The 19,040-nt window shown below is 27.4% G+C and carries 26 protein-coding genes and 1 pseudogene; 13 read left to right on the forward strand and 14 right to left on the reverse strand.

Going from position 1 to position 19,040, the window contains the following annotated elements; all coding sequences use genetic code 11:
* Positions 1–12: 12 nt before the first annotated feature.
* Both HZY31_RS06805 and HZY31_RS06810 read right to left on the reverse strand, forming a co-directional pair.
* Entirely contained in the window at positions 13–369 is a 357-nt protein-coding gene (locus tag HZY31_RS06805) for an Sjogren's syndrome/scleroderma autoantigen 1 family protein (protein WP_297318657.1), read from the reverse strand.
* A complete protein-coding gene (locus HZY31_RS06810) occupies positions 356–1,216 on the reverse strand; it encodes a radical SAM protein (RefSeq protein WP_297318658.1) in 861 nt (286 codons plus the stop codon). Before HZY31_RS06810 ends, HZY31_RS06805 begins: the two co-directional genes overlap by 14 nt.
* A gap of 86 nt (positions 1,217–1,302) precedes the next feature.
* Between HZY31_RS06810 and HZY31_RS06815 the strand changes: the two genes are divergently transcribed.
* The 3 genes from HZY31_RS06815 to HZY31_RS06825 all read left to right on the forward strand — a co-directional run bounded on the left by HZY31_RS06815 (position 1,303) and on the right by HZY31_RS06825 (position 3,265).
* Complete coding sequence (locus tag HZY31_RS06815) at positions 1,303–2,037, forward strand: Nif3-like dinuclear metal center hexameric protein (protein WP_297318659.1); 735 nt, start codon at positions 1,303–1,305, stop codon at positions 2,035–2,037.
* Between the two features lie 122 nt (positions 2,038–2,159).
* Positions 2,160–2,480 (forward strand): winged helix-turn-helix transcriptional regulator, encoded by a 321-nt coding sequence (locus HZY31_RS06820; RefSeq protein ID WP_297318660.1) that lies wholly within the window; start codon positions 2,160–2,162, stop codon positions 2,478–2,480.
* Between the two features lie 14 nt (positions 2,481–2,494).
* Positions 2,495–3,265: a ParA family protein gene (locus tag HZY31_RS06825; RefSeq protein WP_297318661.1), complete on the forward strand. Its 771-nt coding sequence runs from the start codon at positions 2,495–2,497 to the stop codon at positions 3,263–3,265.
* Here HZY31_RS06825 and HZY31_RS06830 read toward each other — a convergent pair whose 3' ends face one another.
* Positions 3,266–4,156, reverse strand: a complete 891-nt coding sequence (locus HZY31_RS06830) for a hypothetical protein (protein WP_297318662.1) — start codon at positions 4,154–4,156, stop codon at positions 3,266–3,268.
* A gap of 228 nt (positions 4,157–4,384) precedes the next feature.
* On the opposite strand from HZY31_RS06830, the gene HZY31_RS06835 reads away from it, so the two are divergent.
* Genes HZY31_RS06835 through HZY31_RS06855 form a run of 5 tightly spaced genes read left to right on the forward strand, consistent with a single transcriptional unit; the run spans position 4,385 to position 7,604 of the window.
* On the forward strand, positions 4,385–4,810 hold the full coding sequence (locus HZY31_RS06835; RefSeq protein ID WP_297318663.1) for a CBS domain-containing protein: 426 nt from the start codon (positions 4,385–4,387) through the stop codon (positions 4,808–4,810).
* A gap of 16 nt (positions 4,811–4,826) precedes the next feature.
* Positions 4,827–5,753 carry a methanogenesis marker protein 11 gene (gene mmp11, locus HZY31_RS06840; RefSeq protein ID WP_297318664.1) on the forward strand — a complete coding sequence of 309 codons (927 nt, stop codon included), beginning with the start codon at positions 4,827–4,829 and terminating at the stop codon, positions 5,751–5,753.
* Positions 5,754–5,780: 27 nt separating this feature from the next.
* A complete protein-coding gene (locus HZY31_RS06845; RefSeq protein ID WP_297318665.1) occupies positions 5,781–6,338 on the forward strand; it encodes an Era-like GTP-binding protein in 558 nt (185 codons plus the stop codon).
* A gap of 4 nt (positions 6,339–6,342) precedes the next feature.
* Positions 6,343–6,777: a cell division protein SepF gene (gene sepF / locus HZY31_RS06850; protein ID WP_297318666.1), complete on the forward strand. Its 435-nt coding sequence runs from the start codon at positions 6,343–6,345 to the stop codon at positions 6,775–6,777.
* 26 nt (positions 6,778–6,803) lie between these two features.
* Complete coding sequence (locus HZY31_RS06855) at positions 6,804–7,604, forward strand: indole-3-glycerol-phosphate synthase (protein ID WP_297318667.1); 801 nt, start codon at positions 6,804–6,806, stop codon at positions 7,602–7,604.
* 3 nt (positions 7,605–7,607) lie between these two features.
* On the opposite strand, the gene HZY31_RS06860 is transcribed toward HZY31_RS06855, so the two are convergent.
* Positions 7,608–9,323, reverse strand: coding sequence for a bifunctional NADP phosphatase/NAD kinase (locus tag HZY31_RS06860; protein ID WP_297318668.1), 1,716 nt, complete (start codon positions 9,321–9,323; stop codon positions 7,608–7,610).
* A gap of 80 nt (positions 9,324–9,403) precedes the next feature.
* Between HZY31_RS06860 and HZY31_RS06865 the strand changes: the two genes are divergently transcribed.
* From HZY31_RS06865 to HZY31_RS06885, 5 genes are all read left to right on the forward strand, one after another.
* Complete coding sequence (locus HZY31_RS06865; protein ID WP_297318669.1) at positions 9,404–9,682, forward strand: PRC-barrel domain-containing protein; 279 nt, start codon at positions 9,404–9,406, stop codon at positions 9,680–9,682.
* A 70-nt stretch (positions 9,683–9,752) separates the two neighbouring features.
* A complete protein-coding gene (locus HZY31_RS06870; RefSeq protein WP_297318670.1) occupies positions 9,753–10,481 on the forward strand; it encodes a KaiC domain-containing protein in 729 nt (242 codons plus the stop codon).
* Between the two features lie 101 nt (positions 10,482–10,582).
* Positions 10,583–11,074, forward strand: a complete 492-nt coding sequence (locus tag HZY31_RS06875; RefSeq protein ID WP_297318671.1) for a transcriptional regulator — start codon at positions 10,583–10,585, stop codon at positions 11,072–11,074.
* A 74-nt stretch (positions 11,075–11,148) separates the two neighbouring features.
* Positions 11,149–11,442, forward strand: a complete 294-nt coding sequence (locus tag HZY31_RS06880; protein WP_297318672.1) for an MTH1187 family thiamine-binding protein — start codon at positions 11,149–11,151, stop codon at positions 11,440–11,442.
* Positions 11,443–11,456: 14 nt separating this feature from the next.
* Positions 11,457–13,007, forward strand: a complete 1,551-nt coding sequence (locus HZY31_RS06885) for a carbamoyltransferase C-terminal domain-containing protein (protein WP_297318673.1) — start codon at positions 11,457–11,459, stop codon at positions 13,005–13,007.
* Here HZY31_RS06885 and HZY31_RS06890 read toward each other — a convergent pair.
* The 10 genes and pseudogenes from HZY31_RS06890 to HZY31_RS06935 all read right to left on the reverse strand — a co-directional run.
* A complete protein-coding gene (locus tag HZY31_RS06890; RefSeq protein WP_214399987.1) occupies positions 12,983–13,516 on the reverse strand; it encodes an adenylate kinase family protein in 534 nt (177 codons plus the stop codon). The genes HZY31_RS06885 and HZY31_RS06890 overlap by 25 nt on opposite strands.
* Before the next feature lie 28 nt (positions 13,517–13,544).
* The gene (locus HZY31_RS06895) at positions 13,545–14,015 is read right to left on the reverse strand and encodes a hypothetical protein (protein WP_297318674.1); all 471 of its coding nucleotides are present in this window, start codon (positions 14,013–14,015) and stop codon (positions 13,545–13,547) included.
* A 32-nt stretch (positions 14,016–14,047) separates the two neighbouring features.
* Complete coding sequence (locus HZY31_RS06900) at positions 14,048–15,394, reverse strand: FAD-dependent oxidoreductase (RefSeq protein WP_297318675.1); 1,347 nt, start codon at positions 15,392–15,394, stop codon at positions 14,048–14,050.
* 17 nt (positions 15,395–15,411) lie between these two features.
* Positions 15,412–15,909 carry a DUF2115 domain-containing protein gene (locus tag HZY31_RS06905; RefSeq protein ID WP_297318676.1) on the reverse strand — a complete coding sequence of 166 codons (498 nt, stop codon included), beginning with the start codon at positions 15,907–15,909 and terminating at the stop codon, positions 15,412–15,414.
* Positions 15,910–15,921: 12 nt separating this feature from the next.
* Entirely contained in the window at positions 15,922–16,497 is a 576-nt protein-coding gene (locus tag HZY31_RS06910) for a TIGR00267 family protein (RefSeq protein WP_297318677.1), read from the reverse strand.
* Between the two features lie 63 nt (positions 16,498–16,560).
* Positions 16,561–17,151: an RraA family protein gene (locus HZY31_RS06915; RefSeq protein WP_297318678.1), complete on the reverse strand. Its 591-nt coding sequence runs from the start codon at positions 17,149–17,151 to the stop codon at positions 16,561–16,563.
* Between the two features lie 20 nt (positions 17,152–17,171).
* Entirely contained in the window at positions 17,172–18,143 is a 972-nt protein-coding gene (hemB, locus tag HZY31_RS06920) for a porphobilinogen synthase (RefSeq protein WP_297318679.1), read from the reverse strand.
* Positions 18,144–18,236: 93 nt separating this feature from the next.
* A complete protein-coding gene (locus tag HZY31_RS06925; protein WP_297318680.1) occupies positions 18,237–18,455 on the reverse strand; it encodes a class III signal peptide-containing protein in 219 nt (72 codons plus the stop codon).
* A gap of 53 nt (positions 18,456–18,508) precedes the next feature.
* On the reverse strand, positions 18,509–18,730 hold the full coding sequence (locus HZY31_RS06930) for a class III signal peptide-containing protein (RefSeq protein ID WP_297318681.1): 222 nt from the start codon (positions 18,728–18,730) through the stop codon (positions 18,509–18,511).
* A gap of 168 nt (positions 18,731–18,898) precedes the next feature.
* Positions 18,899–19,040, reverse strand: a pseudogene (locus HZY31_RS06935) (IS6 family transposase); the annotation flags it as partial.

The raw sequence follows: 19,040 nt of genomic DNA on the forward strand, positions 1-19,040 counted from the left end.
CCCACCAAATGGTTATTTAATTTTCTTAAGGATTTTAATCAAAATATATAAAGTTTCTGCGATTTCTTTAATTCTATTAATTTCATTTTCATTTTTTAATTTCTCTCCCAAGTAATTTATTTTTTCTTTTATTATTTCTTCAATATTTACTTCTACTTTTTTATCCTCTTTATCTTTTTGAGTAGTTAATTCTTTTTCTTTATCCTTAGTTTTTATCTCTTCCTCTTTAATCCTTTCACATACAGGGCAGTATATTTTCCCATTCTTTTCAAATAGAGGATAACCACATTTTTGACAATGTTTTGATAGCATTTTACTACCTTTCAATAATTCATTTGATAAGATTTTTATAAATTCATCTTCTTCCATAATTTTCACCAAATAGTTTCATTAAAAATTCTCTTGCAAAACATTGATTACTTTTTACCTTAGGTAATTCTATATTATCTTTATTTATATTTCCTAAGCATTTAAACCCTTCCAATGCAGGGCATAAATAAACATCTCCATATTCATTAACAAATAGCAAATCTCCAGAGTTTAAATAGCAATATTTATTTTTATCTCTTTTTTGTAAATTTTTTATATAGATTGGATAACTTTTTAATTTATTTAGTAAGTTGTTAAATTCCTCAAAATTTGGCATTAACTTTAAATCTTCTTTTTTTGTTACTTTTAATAAGTCAAAACTTATACTTTTTACGCCAAAAGCAATTAGGTATTTAACAAAATCCTCTAAATATGGTAGATTTTTATTTGTAACAACTGTTGTTATTCCAAAAGGAACATTATAAGATTTTAAAATATACATTCCTCTCAATGTGTCTAAGGTTGATGATTTTCCATCTTTATAAGGTCTCAAAATATCATTTATCTCCAATCCATCAATACTAACTCCAACTTTTATATTAAGTTCCTTGATTTTTTCTGCCATTTTTTCAGTAATTAAACTTCCATTGGTTTGAATTGCATATTCAATTTTAAAGTCATTGTATTTGTTATTACAATATTCAACAACTTTTTCAATTAAATTAAAATTTAATAGGGGCTCTCCGCCAGTAAATTGTATTTTTATCTTATTATCTAAATTTGTTAAATAGTTTATAGCGTTTTTGGCTGTTTTAAAATCCATATCTTTATTATTTTTATTGTTAGCATAGCAGTAAATACATTTTAAATTACATCTATTCGTTACTTTCAATATTAGATATTTCATTTAAATCCCAATTTTGATTTTTAGAGAAAATATTTTTAATAAAGAAATTGTTATATTAAATTTAAAAATATTTTGGAGGTAAGGTTATGAAAGCCAAGGAAATTATAGAATTTATTGAAAGTTTTGCACCAAAGGAGTTGGCAATTGAAGGAGACAATGTAGGATTACAAGTTGGAGACAACTTAGACAAAGATATAGAAAAAATGGGCATTGCCTTAGATCCTTCACTGTCAGTTATTAAAAAAGCCGAAAAAGAGAAAGTAGATTTTTTATTTACACATCATCCATTATTAAAAGACCCAATAAAAAATTTTACAGGCATTATTTATAAAAAACTAAAAATATTAATGGAAAATGACATTATTTTATACTCTGCCCATACAAACTTAGATATCTGCAAAAATGGGTTAAATGATGCTTTAGCTGAAGTTTATAATTTGGAGAATGTTGAGCCTTTATATGATAATGGACTTGGGAGAGTTGGACTATTTAGAGGAACATTTGAAGAATTTTTGGATATAACTAAAAAATATATCTACAAAAATCCTATTGTTGTTAAGAGTAAAGAAGTAGGAGATAACTTTAAATTAGCAGTTTTATCAGGATATGGTTTATCTCAATCCTCTATAAAATATGTTTCTGAAAAGGCAGATGTATATCTTTCAGGAGATTTAACTCACCACTCAAAAATTTTGGCTGAGGATCTTGGTTTAGTTGTTGTTGATGCTACACATTATTCAACAGAAGTTTATGGATTAAATAAATTTAAAAAATATTTATCTTTAAATTTGAATGTAAAAATATTTAGTTTAGATTTTTAATTTTAGATTTTTAATTAAGTTATATTTACTTAAAGTTTTAATATAATTTCAACATTTAATTTTATATAGCGCTATAATTTTGTTTATAATTTAGTTTTATAATTTAGTATAAGTGTGATACTATGCCAATATTTCAAGTTCTTGGTAAAAAGGGAACAATAGAAATATTATATAAAATTAAAGATGGGGTTAATTCTTTTACTAACATAAAGGAAGCTATGGATAGGGATGGCTGTAGTGTTAGTACAAGAACTCTTGCTGAAAGATTAAGTGAATTAGAGAACGAAAATTTAATACAAAAAATCGGAAATAAATATTATCTGACTAAAAAAGGAGAAGAATCTTTAGAAATTATTGAGAATATTTTAAAATGGGAAGCCAAGTGGGAAGAAGCAAAAATCCCAAAAATTATAATTGGAATGCTTGGAGATAAAGAAAGATAATGGGTGAATAATGTATGAAAATAGTTACATTTTCTGTTGCAAAGGGTGGTGTAGGAAAAACAATCATTACAGCAAATGTTGCAGCAGCATTGGCAATAAAAAATAAGAAAGTTTTGCTTATTGATGGAGATATAGGATCAAAATCCTTATCTCATCTTTTAAATATAAAATCAGACGTATTTTTGTTGGATGTAATAGAAAGTGGAGGTTCAATAAAAGATGCCATAGTTAAAACATTAATTGAAAATCTTGAATTATTGTCAATTGGTAAGTCACTTACTGATTACTTAAAATTTGACATAGATGTGCTAAAAAAATTTGATGAGTTAAAAGATTACGACTATATATTTATAGATGCCCCAACAACATCAAGTGGTATTGAAACATACTTAGCGTTAGGGTTTTCTAACTACTTTGTTCCAATTTTGGATTATACTGCATTTGGTCCAAGTTTGCAGGGGGCTATTAATACCATAGTAATTGGAAAAAATTATTTAGAAAGTGAGCCAGTAGGATTTATAATAAACAAAGCTGATGAGTTGCCAGAAACAGTTGTTAACGATGTTAAGAAAATATTAGGTTTGGAGTGTATCTCTATCATTCACAAAAGTTCTGTAGTAGAACAATCCTACGCAAAAAAAGAAATTGTCTATTTAAAACATTCAGATAAAAAATTCAACTCTGAAATTAATAAAATCGTTAATGTATTGGAAAAACTAAAAGAAGCAAAGAAAAGAAACATTCCTAAGGTTCTTGAAAAAATAAAAGAAAGTACATTGTTATAATTAACCTTTTTTAGTTTTTTTGTTATTTTTTAATACCATAATATCTACAATATTCATTAAAATTTCTTTTTGCTCTTCTTCAGAGGGTATTTTTAAATTATACTTTTTTAGTAATTTCTCATCTACATTAAATTTACGACCTAATTTTACTTCTTCATCAATGTATTTTCTTAATAATTCTTCTTTTAATTTCGTAGCATTTTTTAAGAAACATTTACTAATTTCTAATACAAGAATTACAAATATAGCTCCCACGATTGTCATAACTATTCTTTCTTTTATATATTCGGGAATAGATATAATGTAATCCTCTGCATTTAGATGTAAATACAGTATTCCCAAAATAGAACCATAAAGATGATCAACCATAACTGATGTAAATGATAATATTAAAGCTCCAATTAGGGTTTTTTTAAAATCTTTGTTGAATAATAATTTGCTTATTTTATCTCTACAAATAACAACAAGAAGTAAAGCAAAAATTGTTAAAATAGGATGATAAAATGCAACTCTACCAACATTTGTTGAATAAAATATTAATAACCCCACAATAAATATTAATATAGAATACTTCCATTTACCTTCTGATAGTGCTCCTGCTGATATTGTTGCTAGTACTGGAGGCATTATTGAATATAATCCAAAATAAAACGCTTTTGGTTTTATAAAAAAGTAAATTAATGTAGAAACTCCTATCGCAAGAGCTCCATATATAGGACCTAACACAAGACCACATAATGCGGAAATACTTGGATATGCATTTATTTTGTGCGGAACTCCTACCATTTCAAATCTGAGAAATGGAATAAATATAAATATAAATGTAACTATGCCACTAAAAAGCAATAATAAGGTTTTTTTATCTTTTCTAATGTATTTAAATAAGTTCATATTACCACATAATGCATATTATTATTAAAATCATTTAATATAGCTATTAGATAAATTATAGAAAAACTTCAATATTCTTATTAGACCTAAACACAATATATTAAAGACTTTCGCATATATAAACAATAAGGAAATGGGATGCCTTTAGGCATCTTATTTTCAATATTATTTATTATATAATAATAGATACTAAAAATTAATCCAATAAAATTTCAATAGGTGTTATAAATGGTTTATGCCCTAAAAGATATAAAAGTAAAGGATATAATGACAAAAAATGTTATAACAGCAAAAAAAGATGAAGGTGTTATAGAGGCATTTGAAAAAATGTTAAAATATAAAATTAGCTCCTTGCCTGTAGTTAATGACGAAAATAAAGTTATAGGAATCGTTACAACAACTGACATTGGATACAATTTAATAAGGGATAGATACACATTAGAAACTAAAATTGAGGATGTAATGACTAAAGATGTGGTTACCATAGATAAAAATGCAAGTATATTAGAGGCTATTAAAAAAATGGATATTACTGGAAAGACAGAAATTATTAATCAACTTCCAGTCGTTGATGATAATAACAAGTTAGTTGGAATAATTTCAGATGGAGACATAATTAGGGCAATATCAAGATTTATTATTAGAGATAAATAAATATTTAGGTGATTTTATGCATCATAATGATATTCATTATAAAAAAGTTATAGCTATGGTTGATGATGCTCTAAATTTTGTTGAAATAGTTGAGGAACATCCTTGTCCTAATGGCAGTGAGTGGGTTATATATCAATATAAGAGAACTTCTCCATTAATTTTATCAGCGTGGAGAAATGGAAATAAACATCATTTTGTAACTAAAATTGGTAAAGAAAAATTAAATTTAGTTCCTTCATTATCTGCCGCTGGAATTGAGGAAGTTTATATTGAAAATGATAAAGTTCATATCGTCTATGCTGGATTAGCTGGAGGAGGAGTAGGGACTGAATTAAGAAAAGGGGCTGAAAATGTCATTGAAGTAAATATCTTAGAGAAGGGTGGTGGTTCAAAAATAGGAAGGGCTGAAGTGGTAACTCCAAAAATGGAGAAGGTTATTATTGGTATAGATGATACAGACACAAAAGAGAAAGGAGCCACTTGGGTTTTGGCTCACGAAATTGGTTTAGAAGTAGAGAAACATAAGTTAGGTTATTACTTAGACCATACAATTGTCCAACTATATCCGGGAAATCCTAACAAAACTCAAAATTGCGTTTCAATTGCTTTAAGTTTTGCTGTTTATCTAGAATACAAATATAAAATTGATAAATTTGTTAAAAAATTGTTAAAAGAGAGAAGTTTATCAGATAATACTGCAATGGCTGTATATTATGGACTATTTCCATCAAAAAGTATGAAATTATTTACTATGAAGGCAAAAAAGAAAATGGTTACATTAGAAGAAGCAAAATCTATCGCCTTAAGAAACAATATAAAAATAATTCCAGTTACTGGTGAAGGAGGAATTATTGGAGCTGTGGCAGCGTTAGGTTTGGCTGAACATCACGACTTAGCTCCTAAATTATGCGAAGATATTGAAATGAAGAAAACTATAATATAAGTAAATTTAAAATCTTTTTGTGATATTATGGAAGATAGAAATTTCAAAATAGTACTATTAGGACCTGAAAACTCTGGAAAATCTTCTATAATGAACGCTTTATTTGGTAGGTATGTTTCATTAGTTTCTGAAGTTGGTGGAACTACAAAAATGCCAATAAAAAGATACTGGGGAAAGTTAAAGATAGGTAGAAGTAAAGAAAATCCAGAGTTTATAAATATAGTTTTTGTTGATTTAGGAGGTTTATATACTACATCAGATAAACAATCTCCAATTATGACTCCAAAAATATTAGAAAAAACTTTTAAAGAAATAAACGATTCCGATATGGTCATTCATGTAATTGATGGTAGTATAGGATTATTAAGAAGTTTTGAAAAACTCCATCATATGTTAAAGTTTAGATACCAAAAACCTATTATAGTTGTAGTTAACAAATGTGATTTATTAACCAATGTTGATAAAGAAATATTAAAAAAATATGTAGAAAATAGATTAAAAAATACACCAATATTTGTATCTGCAAAAACTTTTGAAGGAATTCCAGAATTGTTAGATATAATTATTAGATATTTAAAAAGGTGATTTAATGCTGGAAAAATTAAAAAAACTATTTAAAGGAAAAAATAATGAAAATCTTAATCCTCCCACACCAGTTTCTATAGACGATTATTTACAAGATATTGAAGAACTTCCAATAACCTCAGTAGAAGATGAAAAAATAGTTATTAAAGTATGTAGTATCGAAGACGAGAAAGATGCTGTAACAGCCATAGTTCTGGCTGAGGCAGGATATATAGTAATTGCAAAAACTCCAAACTTAGAAAAAGAAATTGATGATGAATTTATTGAAATTATTAAAAAAATTAGAGATGAAGTTTTAAAAAATGGAGGCAATGTAATTATTTTAGGAGATGAGCATTTATTAATAACTCCAAAAAATGTTGTTATAGAAAAACAAAAAGAAGAACCTAAAAAAAATAAAATCTTGGAAAAATATATTAAAGAAGAAAAAAAGAATTAACTTTTTATCCATCCAAAGGGATAATTATGAACATATTAAAAAAAATAGTATATGATAGAAAAAAAATGATTGAATTAGAAAAAAGGAAAAATATAATTCAAGATTTAAGAAGTTTTATTGAAAATAGAGATATAGATGTTGAAAAAAAGAAAAAGTTAAAATTATCTAAGAGTATAAAAAAGACAAAAGAGATAAAAAATCCTATAATAACTGAGATTAAGCCAGCATCTCCATCAAAGGGAAATATAAAAAAGATAGATCTTGAAGATGTTGAGAATATTGCAAAAGAAATGATTGAAGGAGGTTGTTGTGGAATATCTATTTTAACTGAACCAAAATACTTTAATGGAAGTTATTATAATTTAATAGTCGCGAGAAAATTTGATATTTCTATATTGATGAAAGATTTTATCGTTGATTTTTATCAGATAGACATTGCCAGTGAAATTGGATCTAATGCTATTTTGTTGATAGTTTCTGTTTTAGGAGAAGACATTGGAGAATTTTTAGATTATGCTAAGGAGAATGACTTAGAGTGTTTAGTTGAGACTCATAATGAGGAAGAAATAGATATAGCCTTAGATGCAGGGGCTAAAATAATAGGGATAAACAATAGAGATTTAAAAACATTGAAAATAGATTTAAAAACAATTGAAAAATTAGCCCCATTAATTCCAAACAATAAAATAAAAGTTGGAGAGAGTGGAATTTATAATAAGGAAGATTTAAACTATATATTAAAATTTGTAGATTCTGCACTAATTGGCTCTTCTATAATGGAAAGTAAAAATATTAAAGAAAAGGTTAATGAATTAATTAAAAAATAATTTCTATTTTACTTTAAAGCATCTATTTAATTTATCATAAAAACTCTGTCCCTTTACAAAGTATGCGTAACTATCTGATTTTTTAAATATTAATTCATCATCTCTATTTATTTCATATTCAACACTACCATCTATTACCAATAGAGCGGGTTTATCTAATTTAAGTTTTAATTTAATTTTATCTGAACTTGGAACTACCAGAGGTCGAGAAGATAGTTTATAGGGGCATATTGGGGTTATTATAAAGCAATCTACATTTGGAGATACTATGGGACCACCAGCACTTAATGAATAGGCAGTTGATCCAGTTGGTGTTGAGATAATAATTCCATCTGCCCTAACATTTTCTATGAGTTTATCATTTATATATACTTCAAACTCTAAAATTTTTGCTGGATTTTTAGTAATAACAACCATTTCATTTAAGGCAGATGGAGTTTCTATAACTTTATTATCTTTTATAATTTCACATTTTAATTTACTTCTTTTTTCTATATCATAATCCCCAGAAATTACTTTATCAATTACTTTAAAAATTTCATCTTTACTAAATTCAGATAAAAATCCAACTTTTCCCATATTTACTGCAATTATTGGAACTACTTCACCATTAACTAATCTCGATGCTCTCAATATAGTTCCATCTCCCCCTATTGCTATGATGTGCGACATTTTTTGAATATTAAAAGGTTCTCCTCCAACTATATCTTTCAAAAATGGCTCAACGCAGTAAGGTATATTTTTATTTTTTAAATACTCACAAACTTTTATAGCCAATTCAATTGCCTCTTTTTTATCTTCTCTAACTACTATCCCAAAACTTATTGGCTTTATAATCCACTTATTTCCAAAAAGAGATATTAACTTTTTATGTAAATATTTATTACTAACAATTAAAGAAGTTTTTTCCATTAAATCTAACCTTATATTTAACTCTTTCCCATTTTTGTTAGTTATTACAGCATTACCCTCCTTACAAATAACATATGCCCCAGCAATATCACATAGTCGAGAGTTTTCATTAACATTTATATAGGCATCTAATGAACCACTAACAACATAACACATTTCTAAGGCAGTTGAGCCAAATAATCTAATTCTCCTAACTTTTTTCTCTTTTAAAAATTCTAAAAGGTCATTAGATAATCCATAAACAAATAGTCCAATAGATGCTTCACGTAAATTTTTTATATTTTTGGTTTTAATTCTTATTTTTTCATTGTCCTTCTCTAAGTAACTACCATATCCTTTAATTCCATAATATATTTCCCTAGTAGCTAAATTTTTTACAATTCCGATATATAAGTCGTTTATACTATAGTTGTTTGCTATGAACTTTTTAATCCATTTTAAATCGTTAATATTCTCCCTAATTGATTTTTTATCTTCACTTCTAATTTTTGCAATGGCAATAGATGTTGAATAAATAGGAATAGATTTCAGAGCGTTGTATGTTCCATCTATTGGATCTAAAATAAATATATGCTCTAAATCGTTGCCAATAACTTTTAAACCAATTTCCTCACTTATTAAAATGCCTCCTCCATACTTTTCTAATATACTTATGGCAATATTTTCTGCAATAAGATCTATTCTCTTAGTTGGAGTTCCATCTGCTCCTATTTTTACAATTTCCTCAGCCTTTTCCCAACCAATTAATGGCTTTATCTTTTTATCAATCTCTTCAATAACTTTCATTGCAATTTTAAAACCTTCCATAACTATCACACAAAAAATTATAAATAAATATTAATAAATAAACATTAAATAAAAAATTCTCTAATTATTAAGGTGAAACTATGGCAATTAGAGTTAGTGATTTATTAGATAGACCAATTTATACTACATCTGCGGTATATGTAGGAAAAGTTTATGATGTAATGATTGATTTAAATAAAGGGGCAATTAGTGGTTTAATAGTATCTGATATCCAAAATGGATGCTTAAAAGATTATGTTACTGATCCTTCAAAGAAAGTCGTTTTACCATTTAACTTAATCACAGCCATTGGAAACATAATATTAGTTAAACATCCTGCAGGGAATAACTATGGATTTTTAAAGAAAAAAGAAAAATAAATAATTATAAATATATATTAAAATAAAATTATAATATTGTAAATAAGTCAAATACAGATAAGGTGAGAAAATGAGAAGAGTAAAAACAGGAATTCCTGGAATGGATGAAATTTTACATGGAGGAATACCAGAGAGGAATGTTGTATTATTATCAGGAGGTCCAGGAACTGGAAAGTCAATATTCTGCCAACAATTTTTATACAAGGGAGTAGTAGATTACAACGAACCAGGAGTTTTAGTAGCATTAGAGGAACATCCTGTCCAAATTAGAGAAAATATGAAGCAGTTTGGATGGGATGTTAGAAAGTTAGAAGAAGAAGGGAAATTTGCTATAATAGATGCATTTACTTATGGAATTGGTAGTGCCGCAAAGAGAGAGAAGTATGTTGTAAATGACCCTAACGATGAGAGAGAATTGGTAGATGTTTTAAAAACGGCAATAAATGATATTGGGGCTAAGAGAATTGGAATAGATTCAGTTACTACATTATACTTAACTAAGCCAATGATGGCAAGGAAAACCGTATTTTTATTAAAGAGAGTTATTGCTGGATTAGGTTGCACTGCAATATTTACTTCTCAAATATCAGTTGGAGAGAGAGGTTTTGGAGGACCAGGAGTAGAACATGCAGTTGATGGAATTATAAGATTAGATTTAGATGAAATTAACGGAGAACTTAAAAGAAGTCTAATTGTATGGAAAATGAGAGGAACAAGCCATTCATTAAAGAGACATCCATTTGATATAACTGATAATGGAATTATTGTATATGCTGACAAGGTTTTAAAACTTAGATAAGTTTTATATTCAATTATTCTTATTTTAATCAAAAATTTTATATAGAACTTTAACGGTATATATTATATGTAGACAATAAAAATTAAAGTGGGGGATAAAATATGATTCCATTGGTGCCAACGTCAAGAACAGAAATAGACAAATTAGAGCATGTTTTAATTTTAGGAACTCTTTTTAGACCAGAAATTTTAGAGTTAATAAAAGATCCTGTTGAAAAAGTTACATGGGTTGATTCATTAGCAATTGCCGCTGGGGCCTTAGCAAGAGAAAAGGCAGGTTACACAATAAGGGAAATTGCTGATGAGTTGGGAAGAACTGAACAAACAATTAGAAAACACTTAAAAGGAGAAACTAAGGCAGGTAAATTAGTAAGAGAAACCTATGAGATGTTAAAGAGAGGAGAATTGAACATTGAAGAAGTTGAGAAATTCTTAGAGGCAGTCGTAAGAAAAGAAGATATAGAAGAAAAATTGGCAAATATTAAGAAATTAGAAGAAGAAATTGAAAAACTTAAAAAAGAGAATGAAGAGTTGGCTAAGAAATTAGAAAAAGTTAAAGAAATCTTAAAAGAAGCATTAAAAGAATTTGAATAAATTCTATAATTTTTTTATTTTTTATACTATTTTTAAAATTTTATATCTATTTTTGTTTTTATTAGGTGATAATCGTGAGAAAAGTTGTGGCAGAAGTTTCAATAATCCCATTAGGAAAAGGTGCAAGTGTTTCAAAGTATGTTAAAAAGGCTATTGACATTTTTAAAAAATACAACTTAAAAGTTGAGACAAACGCAATGGGCACAGTGTTAGAAGGAGATTTAGATGAAATTTTAAAAGTATTTAAAGAAGCACATTCAACTGTTTTAAATGATGTGGATAGAGTTGTAAGTAGTTTAAAAATTGACGAAAGAAAAGATAAAGAAAATACAATTGAAAGAAAGTTAAAGGCTATTGGAGAACTATAATTTTTGGTGTTTATATGATTTTAGGGTTATGTGATGGACATAACGCAAGTGCCTCATTAATTGATAAAAATAATATTTTATATGCAATTAGTGAAGAAAGATTTACAAGAAAAAAAAATCAAAGGGGTTTCCCAGAAAACTCTATAAATTATATTTTAAGCAATGTTGATACTGAAAATATTGAATATGTTTCTGTTGGGGGAGTTTTTAGGAGAGGAGAAAGAATAAAGAAATTAAAAAATTTTCAAAATAAAATAAAGAAAAAATTTTTATACATTTATCATCATATGGCACATTCATATCTATATAAATTATCAAATTTTAAAGAATCCTTAGTTATTTCAATTGATGGGGGAGGGGATGGACTCTCTTTTTTGGCGTCTATTGCAAATAAAAATGATTTAGAAATTATTGCTCAAAGTGATTTAATAGATTCAGTTGGAGATTTTTACGCATCAATAACTGAACTACTATGTTTTAAACCAATGAAAGATGAAGGTAAGGTTATGTCATTATCATCTTTTGAATGTGAAGATAATATAAATTTAAAAGTTATTGATTATATTGAGGAAATAAAATCATTTAAAAACTATTTAGGAGTTGTTGGATATGAAGCCACCAAAGCATTAAAAAAACTTATGATTCCTTATCTAAATAACAAAGATAAATTATCTTTTGAAGATAAAGTAAAAATATCAAAATTTGCTCAAAAAACTTTGGAAGATATTGTTTTAAAGGCTGTAAATAGTTTAACTTATGAATTTGATATAGATAATGTTGTGTTTGTTGGAGGTGTGGCTCAGAATGTTAAGTTAAACTCAAAAATTGCTGAAAAGTATAATCTATTTGTCCCTCCTTTTATGGGTGATGAAGGGCTTTGTTTAGGAGCAAGTTTATCAGATAAAAGAATAGACAGAATTAATTTAATAAATACATACTTTGGATATCAAATTAAAAACGAGAATATTGAAAAAATATTGGAAGATATAAAAAACAAACTTAAAAATTACAAAATAGATTTTATTGAAGAAAAGGACATTCCAGAAGTTGTTGGTAATTTAATAGTTGAAAATAATATTGTATGCATAGCAAGAGGTAAAATGGAATTTGGCCCAAGGGCTTTGGGAAATAGGAGTATTATATCTTTACCTACAAAGGAAAATAAAGAAAAAATAAACAAAAAATTAAAAAGAGACTGGTTTATGCCATTTGCTCCTACAATACTTTATGAGTATATAGAGGATTATTTAATAAATCCAAGATACTCTCCATTTATGACGCAAATATTTAAAGTTAAAGAAGATAAAATAAAAGAAATTGAAGGAGTAGTTCATGTAGATAAAACTACAAGACCACAAACATTAAAAAAAGAATCAAATGAGACATATTATAATTTAATAAAATATATATATGACATAACTGAAGTTCCAGTAGTTTTAAATACATCTTTTAATATACATGGAGAGCCAATAGTTTGCAACGAAAAGGATGCAATAAAAAGCTTTTTAACGGCAGATTTTGATGCTCTACTATTAGGAAATTATTTAATCTCTAAAGTTAAATAGTCAAAATATTGATTAATCCAATCTACAATACCCTTTCTCTCTTTTTTATGTTTTATTGCTTCAATAATCTCATTGACAATATCATCAACATCTCTATTTGTCGTATCTATCTCATAAACTTTGCCTTTACTTTCACATAAACAAACATCTAATATTTCTGCTTGAACATTTTCCAAAACCTTTTTTGGCTTATATCCTCTCTCTTCTAATCTTTTTTTAATAATCTCTGGATTGCATCTAAGAACTATCGTGTAATCAGGATTTAATAAGTGAGATACATGACCATCTAAAATTATAGTTTTTTCTTTATCTTCAATTTTTTTAATAAAGTTTTCTAATTTTTCAAAATCAATGACATAAGAGTCCATATCAATATCTTTTTCCTTATATAGTTTATATTTTTTAACAAACTCAGTTATATCTATAACTTTTATTCCTAACTTATCTCCTAAAACCTTAGATACTGTTGTCTTTCCAACTCCCGGAGTTCCAGTTATGGCAATTCTCATTAAATCACCAAAAAAACAATAAAAAAGTTTATTCTATACTCTCCGCATCGTCAGAAATTTCTGAGACATATTTGTCTAATACAACATCATCCTTATATGCCAATAATACATTTTCAGCAATGAATCCCAATTTGTAATTTAAAACATTCATATAATCTCTAAATTCATTGAGTTCTTTGATTATGGATTCAAATGGAACCTCTTCTAAGTTTACTATTATAACATCATACTCAGGGATTTTATCTTTAATATTTTCAAAGTCTAAGGGATGCTTAATTCTTATGACATACAATTTAGGATATATTTTTTCAATTTTTACGACTTCCTTAACTTCAACCTCTTTTATTTTATCTTTTTCTTCTTGAGATTCTTTTTCTTCTAATATATAAGAAGGTTTTTCTTCTCCAATGACAATATATTCTTCCTCTTCAGGAACTTCAACGGGTGTAGGAAGGTCTTTATTACCTTTAATCTTTTTTAGAATTTTTTTTATAACCATAACACAACCCTCGTTAAATTTTAAAGTAAATGTTATTTTTTAATAAGTTTATTTAATGCATCTTCTGCGGCTAAAGATAAAGGCTCATACACCATAGAAACTGGTGGAGCATAGCAGAATTCCATATTAGCAAGTTCTTCAGATGTAACTTTTTTAAATATTGCAATTGACATTGCGTCAATTCTTTCAGATACTCTTTCTCCTCCTACTATTTGACATCCAACAACTCTACAATCTTCATTAAATATCATTTTAATATCTATTCTCTTCCCTCCTGGATAGTATCTTGCTCTTGTTAATGCTGTTGCTTTACCAATAATTATAGGAATTCTTTTTAAATTGGCAGAAAATGCTGTTAATCCAGTTCCACCAATTTCTAAATCTCCAATTTTACTAACTGCTGAATTTAAAACTGGATAGAACTTTACTTCAATTCCAGCAATGTTTTTACCAGCAACAATTCCCTGCCTTACAGCAGTTGATCCAAATGGAGATAATGTTTTCTCCCCAGTTATAAAATCAGTTACTTCAACACAGTCTCCAACTGCATATATATTTGGAATTGATGTTTGCATTTTTTCATTGACTTCTATAGCATATTTACCTATTTTACATCCTGCCTTTTTTGCCAATTCTATATTTGGTCTTACACCAGTAGCCATTACTACCATATCAACATTATATAATTTATTATCAACACAAACTGCTTCAACTCTATCTTTTCCTACAATTTTTTCCAAAGGTTTTGACAATATAATTTTAATCCCTTCTTTTTCCAAATATTTTTGGACGATTTCAGCCATGTCTGGATCTAAAAATCTTGGTAAAACCTGAGGAGCCATTTCAATAACTAAAACTTCTAAACCTCTTTTCTTTAAACCATAAGCCATTTCTAAACCTATTGCCCCTGCTCCAACAACAGCAACTTTTTTACAGTTATTTTCTTCAATATATTTTAATATATTTCTTCCATCCTCAATAGTTCTAACCTTAAATACTCCCTCTAAATCTTTCCCTTCAATTGGTGGAATAAATGGAACTGCCCCAGTAGCTAAAACTAAATAATCATAATCTATTTCAAATTTATTTCCTTCTTTATCTATGCACATTATTTTATTTTCCTTTGAACTTACATCTATAACAGTGGTTTCAGTTAATATTTCAATGTTTCTTTCCTTTTTGTAATATTCTGGTGTGTGCATAACTATATCGTCAAAACTCTTTATAACTCCTTCAATTACATAAGGAATAGCACAAGGAGAATAGGCAATCTCTTTCTCTTTGGTTACTACAACTATCTCAATATCTTTATCGTATTTTCTAACTGTTGATGCTGTTGTTAAACCTCCTGCTCCACTTCCTACAATTACTACCCTCATCTCTTCACCATTATAATTTAATTTTTTAGTTCATCAATACTTTTTGCCACACAAAATTCGCACAATGAATACTCATTAAGTTGTTTATTTTTAACAGGGCAATAATAGTTATTACCTTTTTTAACAATTTTTACATTTCCAGGGAATGTTAAATATGTAGGATGTAAGGGTTTTTTTGCAATGAAAGTTAAATAAGGACATAATATTTTAGAAAGATTTATAAATGTTTCCTCATCCTCAGTATTATACTTTTTAAAACTTTCAATCCTTTTAAGCATTTCATTTAATTTTTCTTCATCAATTTCTTCATCATTAATTTCGTTAATTTTTTTCCTTTTAATTTCATTAAATGTTTCAATTAGATATTTCATCATTGATTCAACATAATGATTTTTATATTTATCTGGAAGATACTTGGCATCTTTTTCAATATAACACTTAATTTTCATTATGTCATATATACTGAAATTATCAAGTTCTTTTTTTAATTTTTCAAATAATTCTCTTGCTTTCATAGTATCCCCTAATTAAAATGCTTTCTCTATCATAAAGCATAGAAATGTTACTATTATCGCCCCTATAACCATTTTTATTCCTGAAATTAATACATTTTCCTTGGAAATATTTCCAATAAATACACCCAATATAAATAATAGACATATAGTTATTGCCACTGCTAAATATAAGGCAGTTTTTATATCAAATAAAAAAAATGGAATAATTGGTAGTGCAGATCCTACTGTTGTAGATATTCCATCAATAAGCCCACAGATCATAGTTTCTCTAATAGCCCTTTTGTAAATTATAGATTTTTTTAAATATCCACTATGCTTTAATAAGTTTTTTTCCTTTTGAATTCTGTCTCTCTCTAACGATGCCTTTTCTGCTGTGAATGCCCCTAAGATATTAGATAAACCATTAGCCACTCCTCCTCCAAGACCTGCGGCTATAATAACTGACGGATCTGAGGAACCACTAGCTCCAATAACCACTCCAAGAGCTGATAAAGTTCCATCTATAAGTCCTCTAACAATATATCTTGTCCCTGATTCTTTATTTAGTATTTCTAAAACTAACTTCAAACTACGCGGAATTTTCAACATATATCACCTTTTAAATATTTTATTATTTTAATATATCAATTAAATTTATTATTTAATTTATTTTTATTCTAATTTTAAAATGTCTCTTAAATCATCACCTCTTAAAATTCTTTCTTTTATCTTTTTCTCTTTTTCTTTTATATATTTAACATTTTCAATAATTTCTTGGAGATTTTCTTTTTTTATAATTGCCACTCCATTGTAGTCTCCAACAGCAATATCTCCTGGATTAACTAAAACATTTCCACAAGTTATAGGAACATTTATTTTTCCACAATTTAAAGGTTTTCCTGCATTTGGACAAAAGTTTTTTGCAAAAACTGGGAACTTTAATGATTTTATATCCTCTAAATCTCTAACACAACCATCTATAACTACTCCTTTAACTCCTTTAATTTTAGCATTTAAAGAGGCTAATCCACCCCATACAGCAGTTTCATATTTTTTTTCTCCTACAACTTCAACAACTATAATTTTATTTTTAGCAAAACTTATTGATTTAATTAAAGTTCCCCAGTCATCATAGTTTATCTTTACAGTTATTACTTCTCCAAAAATTAATTTTTGATTCTCTAAAATAGGTTTAATGTCTTTTAAAGGCATTGCCCCAGCGTCACAAAGGTTAGGAACTGAAAAATTTTTTAATATCTTCATACTATTCCCTTAACTTTTATTTAGAGTAATTTTTCAGCGGCATACTTAGCCCAGTATGTAATAATAAAATCAGCCCCTGATCTTTTTATACTTAACAGTATTTCATAAATAACCTTATCTCTATCTAACCATCCATTTTTAGATGCCGCCTCAACCATTGCATACTCTCCACTTACGGAATATCCTCCAATAGGCACATTAAAATTATTTTTAGCTAATCTTATAATATCTAAGTAAGATAATGCTGGTTTAATTAATATCATATCTGCCCCTTCTTCAATGTCTAAGGCTATTTCTTTTAGTGCCTCTCTTGAATTGCCAATATCCATCTGATAACTTTTTCTATCTCCAAACTTTGGAGCACTTTCTGCGGCTTCTCTAAATGGTCCATAAAATGAAGAGGCATACTTTGCAGAATAACTCATTATTAATACATCATCATATCCATTTTTTTCTAAACTTTCTCTTATTACTCTAACTCTTCCATCCATCATATCTGATGGGGCTACAATATCAACTCCAGATTCTGCATAAGATAGGGCTATCTTTGCTAAAATTGGTAGTGTGGCATCATTTAATATTTTGCCATTTTTAACAATTCCACAGTGTCCATGGCTTGTATATTCACATAGACAACAGTCAGCAATAACTAAAAGTTCATCTCCTAACTCCTCTTTAATTCCTCTTATAGTTCTCTGAACTACTCCATTTTTATCGTAGGCAGAACTTGCAATTTCATCTTTATACTTTGGAATACCAAATAATATTATTGCTGGAATTCCCAAATCTGCAATATTTTTTGCTTCTTCTATTGCCCCTTCAACACTAAATCTATACTGGTTAGGCATAGAATTTATTTCTCTCTTTTCATTCCCTTTTAAATTTTCATCAACAAAAATAGGCATAATTAAATCGTTCTTTGTTAAAGTAGTTTCTCTAACCAAATCTCTAATTTTTTGATTTTTTCTCAATCTTCTTGGTCTTATTAACATTGATATTCACCATATATTTTTAAAATACAACATTAATATATTTAAGAATTTATCTATTGAATAACATAAAAATCGGTCTAAAAAAGATTATTTTTATATATTTTTTAACCTATTAGCATATTTTTTAGAAAAATTATTTAATACATCTATAGTTTTATTTGCGGTTTTTCCAGGAGTTTTAGGATTTGAATCTAAATATCCTGAAAAATAATAATAAGAAACAATAGTAGCCATTATAATAGAAGCAAATATTATTATACCAATTTCCATAGACAGTTGCCCTTTCTTTGAAAAGAGCTTTTTAATTAACATAAAAAACACCAAAAATTTAAAATAAATGGCCAATAGATAAAAGATCTATTCTCTTATGAGAGATTTTGTATTTTCTGTGCATAATTAACTGCTGTTTGATTAAGAACTCCAGTTGTTTGATTTACCGCTGCTCCGGATCTTGTTGCTGCATTTTGAACATTCTTTACATAGAAGTATGCTGCAATAGCGGCAACTGCAACTGCTGCTGCAATTAAAATACCTACTTCCATTGAAAGTTGTCCTTTTTTTGATAATAATTTTTTTAAGATTTTCATTTGATCACCTTCACATTATTTTTTTACATTTTAATATCTTACTCCTAATCATATATAAAAGTTACACCTTGTGATATATATTATTTATTTTTAAAGATTTTATAAATTAGGTATTTCATATATTAATACATTATATTTATATACCTTTTCCTAAATTATCAGAGATTGTCAAGATAAGGATAAGAGGTAGTTATAGATGGAGGCGAAAGAATTAAGCCAGGAGATAATGGTAATAAATTTGAAATTATTAGGGAATCTATTATAGAAGGACTTAGTTTTTCGTTTAAGGAGGGAGAAGAAGCTTTCTACA

It is taken from the genome of Methanocaldococcus sp. (genome assembly GCF_024490875.1).
GTDB lineage: Archaea > AGJL01 > Methanococci > Methanococcales > Methanocaldococcaceae > Methanocaldococcus.

Excerpts from the sequence above, each read along its gene's own strand:
- HZY31_RS06805 (WP_297318657.1), bottom strand. The coding sequence starts at position 369 with ATGGAAGAAGATGAATTTATAAAAATCTTATCAAATGAATTATTGAAA.
- HZY31_RS06810 (WP_297318658.1), bottom strand. The coding sequence starts at position 1,216 with ATGAAATATCTAATATTGAAAGTAACGAATAGATGTAATTTAAAATGT.
- HZY31_RS06815 (WP_297318659.1), top strand. The coding sequence starts at position 1,303 with ATGAAAGCCAAGGAAATTATAGAATTTATTGAAAGTTTTGCACCAAAG.
- HZY31_RS06820 (WP_297318660.1), top strand. The coding sequence starts at position 2,160 with ATGCCAATATTTCAAGTTCTTGGTAAAAAGGGAACAATAGAAATATTA.
- HZY31_RS06825 (WP_297318661.1), top strand. The coding sequence starts at position 2,495 with ATGAAAATAGTTACATTTTCTGTTGCAAAGGGTGGTGTAGGAAAAACA.
- HZY31_RS06830 (WP_297318662.1), bottom strand. The coding sequence starts at position 4,156 with ATGAACTTATTTAAATACATTAGAAAAGATAAAAAAACCTTATTATTG.
- HZY31_RS06835 (WP_297318663.1), top strand. The coding sequence starts at position 4,385 with ATGGTTTATGCCCTAAAAGATATAAAAGTAAAGGATATAATGACAAAA.
- mmp11 (WP_297318664.1), top strand. The coding sequence starts at position 4,827 with ATGCATCATAATGATATTCATTATAAAAAAGTTATAGCTATGGTTGAT.
- HZY31_RS06845 (WP_297318665.1), top strand. The coding sequence starts at position 5,781 with ATGGAAGATAGAAATTTCAAAATAGTACTATTAGGACCTGAAAACTCT.
- sepF (WP_297318666.1), top strand. The coding sequence starts at position 6,343 with ATGCTGGAAAAATTAAAAAAACTATTTAAAGGAAAAAATAATGAAAAT.
- HZY31_RS06855 (WP_297318667.1), top strand. The coding sequence starts at position 6,804 with ATGAACATATTAAAAAAAATAGTATATGATAGAAAAAAAATGATTGAA.
- HZY31_RS06860 (WP_297318668.1), bottom strand. The coding sequence starts at position 9,323 with ATGGAAGGTTTTAAAATTGCAATGAAAGTTATTGAAGAGATTGATAAA.
- HZY31_RS06865 (WP_297318669.1), top strand. The coding sequence starts at position 9,404 with ATGGCAATTAGAGTTAGTGATTTATTAGATAGACCAATTTATACTACA.
- HZY31_RS06870 (WP_297318670.1), top strand. The coding sequence starts at position 9,753 with ATGAGAAGAGTAAAAACAGGAATTCCTGGAATGGATGAAATTTTACAT.
- HZY31_RS06875 (WP_297318671.1), top strand. The coding sequence starts at position 10,583 with ATGATTCCATTGGTGCCAACGTCAAGAACAGAAATAGACAAATTAGAG.
- HZY31_RS06885 (WP_297318673.1), top strand. The coding sequence starts at position 11,457 with ATGATTTTAGGGTTATGTGATGGACATAACGCAAGTGCCTCATTAATT.
- HZY31_RS06890 (WP_214399987.1), bottom strand. The coding sequence starts at position 13,516 with ATGAGAATTGCCATAACTGGAACTCCGGGAGTTGGAAAGACAACAGTA.
- HZY31_RS06895 (WP_297318674.1), bottom strand. The coding sequence starts at position 14,015 with ATGGTTATAAAAAAAATTCTAAAAAAGATTAAAGGTAATAAAGACCTT.
- HZY31_RS06900 (WP_297318675.1), bottom strand. The coding sequence starts at position 15,394 with ATGAGGGTAGTAATTGTAGGAAGTGGAGCAGGAGGTTTAACAACAGCA.
- HZY31_RS06905 (WP_297318676.1), bottom strand. The coding sequence starts at position 15,909 with ATGAAAGCAAGAGAATTATTTGAAAAATTAAAAAAAGAACTTGATAAT.
- HZY31_RS06910 (WP_297318677.1), bottom strand. The coding sequence starts at position 16,497 with ATGTTGAAAATTCCGCGTAGTTTGAAGTTAGTTTTAGAAATACTAAAT.
- HZY31_RS06915 (WP_297318678.1), bottom strand. The coding sequence starts at position 17,151 with ATGAAGATATTAAAAAATTTTTCAGTTCCTAACCTTTGTGACGCTGGG.
- hemB (WP_297318679.1), bottom strand. The coding sequence starts at position 18,143 with ATGTTAATAAGACCAAGAAGATTGAGAAAAAATCAAAAAATTAGAGAT.
- HZY31_RS06925 (WP_297318680.1), bottom strand. The coding sequence starts at position 18,455 with ATGTTAATTAAAAAGCTCTTTTCAAAGAAAGGGCAACTGTCTATGGAA.
- HZY31_RS06930 (WP_297318681.1), bottom strand. The coding sequence starts at position 18,730 with ATGAAAATCTTAAAAAAATTATTATCAAAAAAAGGACAACTTTCAATG.